We start from the raw sequence: 7264 nt of genomic DNA, 5'->3' as shown, positions 1-7264 counted from the left end.
TAAGGTCCCCAAGTGTAGATTAAGTGGTAAAGGATGTGGGATTTCTAAGACAACTAGGATGTTGGCTCAGAAGCAGCCATACATTAAAAGAGTGCGTAATAGCTCACTAGTCAAGAGATCCTGCGCCGAAAATGTCCGGGGCTAAAATCTAACACCGAAGCTGTGGACTCGTACTATGTACGAGTGGTAGAGGAGCATCCTGTATGGGCAGAAGTCGTACCGAAAGGAGCGGTGGACTGTACAGGAGAGAGTATGCTGGCATAAGTAGCGAGAACTAAGTGAGAATCTTAGTGGTCGAAAATCTAAGGTTTCCTGAGGAAGGTTCGTCCGCTCAGGGTAAGTCGGGACCTAAGCCGAGGCCGAAAGGCGTAGGCGATGTACAATCGGTTGATATTCCGATACCACCAAACAACGTTATCAGAAATGGGATGACGCAGAAGGATAGGATGTGCACACTATTGGATGTGTGTCTAAGCACTGAGGATGAATACATAGGCAAATCCGTGTATTCTTAAGTCTAGGGTGTTACGGGGAAGCAAATTTATTTGCGAAGTATCTGATTTCATGCTGCCAAGAAAAGTCTCTATCGAGGAGTTTGGTGCCCGTACCGCAAACCGACACAGGTAGATGAGGAGAGAATCCTAAGACCATCGGAAGAATTGCTGTTAAGGAACTCGGCAAATTGACCCCGTAACTTCGGGATAAGGGGTGCCTACGAGAGTAGGCCGCAGAGAATAGGCCCAAGCAACTGTTTATCAAAAACACAGGTTTCTGCTAAAGCGAAAGCTGATGTATAGGAGCTGACGCCTGCCCGGTGCTGGAAGGTTAAGGGGAATGCTTAGCGCAAGCGAAGGCATGAACTTAAGCCCCAGTAAACGGCGGCCGTAACTATAACGGTCCTAAGGTAGCGAAATTCCTTGTCGGGTAAGTTCCGACCCGCACGAATGGCGTAATGATTTGGGCACTGTCTCAACAGCAAATCCGGCGAAATTGTAGTGCAAGTGAAGATGCTTGCTACCCGCGATTGGACGGAAAGACCCCGTAGAGCTTTACTGTAGTTTAGCATTGAGTTTCGATATTGTCTGTACAGGATAGGTGGGAGGCTAGGAAATAGTTTCGTCAGGGACTATGGAGCCATCCTTGGGATACCACCCTGACAGTATTGAGATTCTAACCGGAGGCCATGAAGCTGGCCACGGGACATAGCTAGATGGGCAGTTTGACTGGGGCGGTCGCCTCCGAAAGAGTAACGGAGGCGCCCAAAGGTTCCCTCAGCGCGGTTGGAAATCGCGCGAAGAGTGCAAAGGCAGAAGGGAGCCTGACTGCGACACAAACAAGTGGAGCAGGGACGAAAGTCGGGCTTAGTGATCCGGTGACACCTCGTGGGAGGGTCATCGCTCAACGGATAAAAGCTACCTCGGGGATAACAGGCTGATCTCCCCCAAGAGTCCACATCGACGGGGAGGTTTGGCACCTCGATGTCGGCTCGTCGCATCCTGGGGCTGAAGTAGGTCCCAAGGGTTGGGCTGTTCGCCCATTAAAGCGGCACGCGAGCTGGGTTCAGAACGTCGTGAGACAGTTCGGTCCCTATCCGTCGCGGGCGTAGGAAATTTGAGAGGAGCTGTCCTTAGTACGAGAGGACCGGGATGGACTGACCTCTGGTGTATCAGTTGTCGCGCCAGCGGCACGGCTGAGTAGCTATGTCGGGAAGGGATAAACGCTGAAAGCATCTAAGCGTGAAGCCCCCCTCAAGATAAGATTTCCCATAACATAAGTTAGTAAGACCCCTGAAAGAACATCAGGTTGATAGGTTAGAGGTGTAAGGATGGTAACATTTTTAGCTGACTAATACTAATAGGTCGAGGGCTTGACCAATATAAATTACTATGCAATTTTGAAAGTACAAAATACTTTCAAAAAAATTGGCTGATGAAGTCAATCATAAAAATATATCCGGTGATAATTGCTTGGTTGTAACACCCGTTCCCATTCCGAACACGAAGGTTAAGAGCCAACGCGCCAATGGTAGTGCAGGGGCAGCTCTGTGTGAGAGTAGGTCGTTGCCGGGTAATTTTATTTTTTGTGATATAATTAAAAGCGAAATATTTTCCACCCCTAAGGTTATTATATAATCGTAAGATATATTGTAATAACTTTGGGGGTGTATTATTTTATGATGCTATTCTTAACATGGTAATATAGAATAAGGTCAATGGAAAATAATATTATTAATGGATAGCCATTAGATAATATTAAACCGTATAAATGAAGGAAGGGGTTAAATGGAATGATTGTTAGTGTAAGTCGAAGAACTGATATACCAGCATTCTACAGCGAGTGGTTTTTTAATAGAATTAAAGAAGGCTTTGTATATGTAGTAAATCCATTTAATACAAAACAAATAAGCAAAATAGAACTTACACCTAAAACTGTAGATTGCTTTGTGTTTTGGACCAAGGATGCAGGACCAATGTTAGAAAGATTGAATGAATTAAAAACTTTTGAATACTATTTTCAATTTACTATAACAGCTTATAGAAATGACGTGGAAAAAGGAACAAGGGCAAAGAAAGATATTATAAAAACCTTCAAAGAACTTTCGAGGAAGATAGGAAAAGAAAAAGTAATATGGCGATATGATCCTATATTTATAAATAGCTTTTATACCAAGGAATATCATTATGAGTGGTTTGAAAAGTTTTGCAAGCAGCTTAAAGGATACACAGGTAAATGTATTATAAGTTTTTTAGATTTATATAAAAAGACAGAAAGAAATACAAAAGAACTAAATATAAATCCAATTGATAAAAGTGATATGAAAGATATAGCAAGTAGGCTCGTAAATATTGCTGGTACGCATAATATAAAAATTGAAACTTGCTCAGAAGAAGTAGATTTAGCTAAATACGGAATAAAAAAGGGAAAATGCATAGATGATGAGTTGATTTCTAAAATAATCGGTGTACCTGTAGATGTAAAAAAAGATGATACACAAAGGGAAGTATGTGGGTGTGTAAAAAGTGTAGACATTGGACAGTATAATACTTGCAAACATCAATGTTTGTATTGCTATGCAAATTTTAATAATCAATTAGTTGAAGATAATTTCATAAAGCATGACGCTAATTCACCTATGTTGGTTGGAAATATAAATGGTGATGAAAAAATAAGTATTAGAAAAATGAAATCTATAAAGAGTATAAAAGAAAATAACGAACAAATGAGTTTATTTTAAGCTTGTTTATATACTCTTCTGGATAAGTATATAATTTGTTTTAGTAGTACCCATTATAGTACCAAACTAAAAAAATAACTGCACTACAAAGCTTTTAAAACTAAGTAGTACAGTTATTCTATAAAACTCTTGGTGCCGAAGGCGGGACTTGAACCCGCACGTTGTCGCCAACGACGGATTTTGAGTCCGTTGCGTCTGCCAATTCCACCACTTCGGCATAATTACAAATTAGTTCGACTAACTTTGATGTTAGTTAAACTTTGCGACGTATTGATTGACAAATAATATTATAACAGGTAAATAAGCATTTGTAAAGTATAAATTTCGAAAATTATTGAATAATATGATTGAAAAGTGATAATGTCTTAGTGTACCACATTTGATTATGTCCCAAAAAATAAAATTTATAGTATAATAAACCTCATTGCTAGAAATGAGGAGGACATAATGAGAAAGGTGTATTTAAAAATGAATGAAGAATTAAAATATAAAGTTATTAAGAAGTTAATAGATAGTAACGGTAGCAAGCAGAGAGCAGCAATTGAGTTAGGGTGCACTGTTAGACATATCAACAGAATGATTAATGGGTATAAAGAAAAAGGAAAAGCTTTTTTTGTTCATGGCAATTGTGGAAAAAAGCCATCTCATACTATAGATGATTCAGTAAAAAAAGATATTATAGATTTATACAAAACAAAATATGAAGATGCAAATCTAACACATTTTTCTGAGCTCTTAGAAGAAAGGGAAGAAATAAAAGTCTCAGCAACAACTATACGTTCTATCCTTTTACAGGAATTCATCCTATCCCCTAAGGCAAAGCGTTCTTCTAAAAAAGCTTTGTGTAACAAGCTTAGAGACTTACAAAAAGATACTAAATCAAAAAAAGAAGCCACTACCATTCAAAATACTATCCTTGATATAGAAGATGCTCATCCTAGACGTCCTAGATGTGCTTATTTTGGTGAAATGCTTCAAATGGATGCTTCTGTTCATCTTTGGTTTGGTGAAAATAAAACACAGCTTCATATAGCTGTGGATGATGCTACTGGATCAATTGTAGGTGCTTATTTTGATAATCAAGAAACCCTTAATGGCTATTATCATGTGCTTTATCAGATATTAACTACTTATGGCATTCCTTATATGTTTTACACTGATAAACGTACTGTTTTCGAATACAAAATGAAAAAGTCATCTTCAATAGAAGATGACACATTTACTCAATTTGGTTACGCATGTAAGCAATTAGGAATTGAAATAAAAACCAGTAGCGTTCCACAAGCAAAAGGACGTGTGGAACGCATGTTTGAAACTCTACAATCGCGGCTCCCTATAGAACTGCGTTTATCTGGTATAAGCACAATTGAGCAAGCAAATGAATTTTTAAACTCCTACATAAAAAAATTCAATGCTCGATTTGCTTTACCTGTTGATAATATCAAATCTGTGTTTGAAACGCAACCCAATATTGAAAAAATCAATTTAACTCTTGCTGTGCTTGCTGGTAGGAAAATAGACAGCGGAAGTTGTGTAAAATACAATAAAAGATATTATCTTCCTGTAGATACTAATGGACACCCTGTATATTATCATAAGGGAACCTCCGGATTAGTTATAAATGCGTTTAACAATGAATTATTATTTTCTGTTAACGAAAAAATTTATGCCCTTGAATTGCTTCCAGATCATGTTCCCTCGTCAAAGAACTTTGATCTTGCACAAACTACAAAAGTTCCAAAGAAACGCTACATACCACCTATGAGTCATCCTTGGAAGCAGGCTTCATTTGAACAGTATTGTAGTAAGCAAGCTCATAGGCAAAAGGAAAGCATAGCATAAATTTATAAATCTATTTTCTTAAAAATCGAAGATTTTTAAGGTTTATTTGCCATACCTTAAAATAGAGTCAGACCATTAATAAAGCACCAGCAAAAACTGGTGCTAATAATTAAAACTTTTTAGGACATTTTCAAAAATGCTTGACAGTATAAATTTCGAAAATTATTGAATAATTTTTAATAAAAAAATTATTCGATAAAATTGTAAAAAGTAAAAAAAAATATTGACTTATTACAAAAAAAGATTTATATTATATTTAAGTTATTTATTAACAAATGTTCAAAAATAAAACTGAATATTTATTTATTTATCAAAAGATAGGAGGTGAAATTATGAAAATGCATGGAAAATTAAAAAAAAGACCTCAGTCAATTTATGCTTACTTATGGTATGCAGGAAATGAAGATTTATGCTTGTAGTATAGATTTTTTACATATGAAGGGGGTGAATGATTATGAAATTATATGGAAAATCAAAAAAGCCTATAGCAAAACCTTATATACCATATGTATGGTATGATGGTACTGATGCGTGTTGGTAATAGTCTGTAGCATTAAGAACATATTTATATTATTTAGAAAGTAGGGTACAAGCTATGAAAATATATGGAAAAAAGTTAAAAGTTCAACCTAAAATAGAACCATATATATGGTTTGGTGGCAGAAATGGATGTTTTGAATAAAATTATATTTTAAGACTAAGTGAAAACAAAGTATTAAGACATTTATGGTTTTGATACTTTGTTGTAGTTTGCAGAGGAATGTGCAAGTAAAGAATTTATTAAAATTATTAAAAGGGGATTGTTGTATGGAAAAACTTGAAGATAGCAAAATTGAGTTTTCAAAATACGCTAAGTTTTTAAAAAATACGAATAGTGTAATTATAATTAATGGACATAGCGGAGTATGGGGAGAAATTGAAAATGATTTGTTTAATAAAGTTAAATACTGTATTGATAATAGAATAGACTTAATTGAGTATATGAAAAGCTTTGGAAACATAGAGGAAAGAAAGCAGCTAGAAGAGGTGTTTGATGCATTATTAAGTGAGGAAATGCTAGTAAAATCTAAAAATGATATTAAAATTGATATTAAAGATGTGGAATTTAAGATGACAAATAAATGTAATCTTAGCTGCATACATTGCGGCGCATCATCAGATATACATAATAAAGATATACTTAGTACAGAGGAAATGAAGCATATTTTAGACAAGATTTTTGAACTTAACATAGATAATCTATATTTAACTGGTGGAGAACCTTTAATAAGAAAAGATATAAATATTATTTTAAAATATATAGGAGAAAATTTTAACGGAGAGGTTAGGTTACTTACAAACGGAACCTTTATAGATATGGATATGGCAAAGTTATTGCGAAAATATGTAAATGCTGTTTCAATAAGTGTAGATGGTTGGGATGAAAAATCTTCTGAATTTGTAAGGGGAAAAGGAACATTTAAAAAAGTATTGAGTGCTATTTCAAATTTAAAGGGAGTTGGGTTTGATAAAGAAACTATAATACTTACTATGACTTGCATATACCAAAATAATAATCATAAAGAGGAATTCTATGAATTTTGTAAAAAGCTTAATGTAACGGGAGCTGTGAGGCAATTTTCTGCTTTTGGAAGAGGATATGAAAATTATGAAAAAATAGGTGTAAAGAATCATTTAATTGTTGATAGTAACTTGGAGTCACAAATAGAAGATATAAAAGAAGAACTTGAATGTAAAATATTTTGTAGAGCTGGAATTGGAAAACTTATGATTAATGAAAAGGGAGATATTTATCCATGCCTTGTTCTTGAATATGATGATTATAAATTTGGAAATGTATTAAATGATGGGCTTAGAGAAATGGTTCAATCTGAAAATTATAAAAATTTGATAGAAAAAATATTTAAAGAAACTCCTGTTGATAGTAAAGAACATTGTAAAAATTGCAAGGTTAGATATTTTTGTATGGATAGATGTTTAGGAGTAAGTAGATCCTATTATGATAATGAAGATATTTGTGAAGAAAGATGTAATCAAATGAGAGATTATCTTAATAGGGTAATTTGGGAAAATTAAAATAAAAGGCTATGTTTTAAAAGAATGTTGATATGAGCTTATGACATTAATGGACTATAAAAATTGCTCGTCTATAGTTTAATACTCATTTAGATGCATGGTCCTGATGTG

At 34.9% G+C, this 7264-nt stretch carries 3 protein-coding genes, 1 tRNA gene and 2 rRNA genes (1 of these 6 cut by a window edge); 5 read left to right on the top strand and 1 reads right to left on the bottom strand.

Features of this window, described 5'->3' with window-relative positions:
* The 3 genes from CUEA01_RS10920 to CUEA01_RS10910 form a co-directional block, all read left to right on the top strand.
* Positions 1 to 1875: ribosomal RNA gene (locus CUEA01_RS10920) — 23S ribosomal RNA — on the top strand; it begins 1032 nt to the left of the window's first position.
* A gap of 77 nt (positions 1876 to 1952) precedes the next feature.
* Positions 1953 to 2069: ribosomal RNA gene (gene rrf / locus CUEA01_RS10915) — 5S ribosomal RNA — on the top strand.
* A gap of 218 nt (positions 2070 to 2287) precedes the next feature.
* Positions 2288 to 3235: a DUF1848 domain-containing protein gene (locus CUEA01_RS10910; RefSeq protein ID WP_234121665.1), complete on the top strand. Its 948-nt coding sequence runs from the start codon at positions 2288 to 2290 to the stop codon at positions 3233 to 3235.
* A gap of 130 nt (positions 3236 to 3365) precedes the next feature.
* Here CUEA01_RS10910 and CUEA01_RS10905 read toward each other — a convergent pair.
* Positions 3366 to 3452, bottom strand: a tRNA-Leu gene (locus CUEA01_RS10905).
* Positions 3453 to 3703: 251 nt separating this feature from the next.
* On the opposite strand from CUEA01_RS10905, the gene CUEA01_RS10900 reads away from it, so the two are divergent.
* Both CUEA01_RS10900 and CUEA01_RS10895 read left to right on the top strand, forming a co-directional pair.
* A complete protein-coding gene (locus CUEA01_RS10900) occupies positions 3704 to 5077 on the top strand; it encodes an ISNCY family transposase (protein WP_456237147.1) in 1374 nt (457 codons plus the stop codon).
* Between the two features lie 807 nt (positions 5078 to 5884).
* Positions 5885 to 7153, top strand: a complete 1269-nt coding sequence (locus CUEA01_RS10895; protein ID WP_234121663.1) for a radical SAM/SPASM domain-containing protein — start codon at positions 5885 to 5887, stop codon at positions 7151 to 7153.
* The last annotated feature ends 111 nt before the right edge of the window (positions 7154 to 7264 follow it).

It is taken from the genome of Clostridium hydrogenum, from assembly GCF_021432385.1.
Lineage (GTDB): Bacteria > Bacillota > Clostridia > Clostridiales > Clostridiaceae > Clostridium_S > Clostridium_S hydrogenum.
This window is presented reverse-complemented; position numbering and strand designations above follow the sequence as displayed.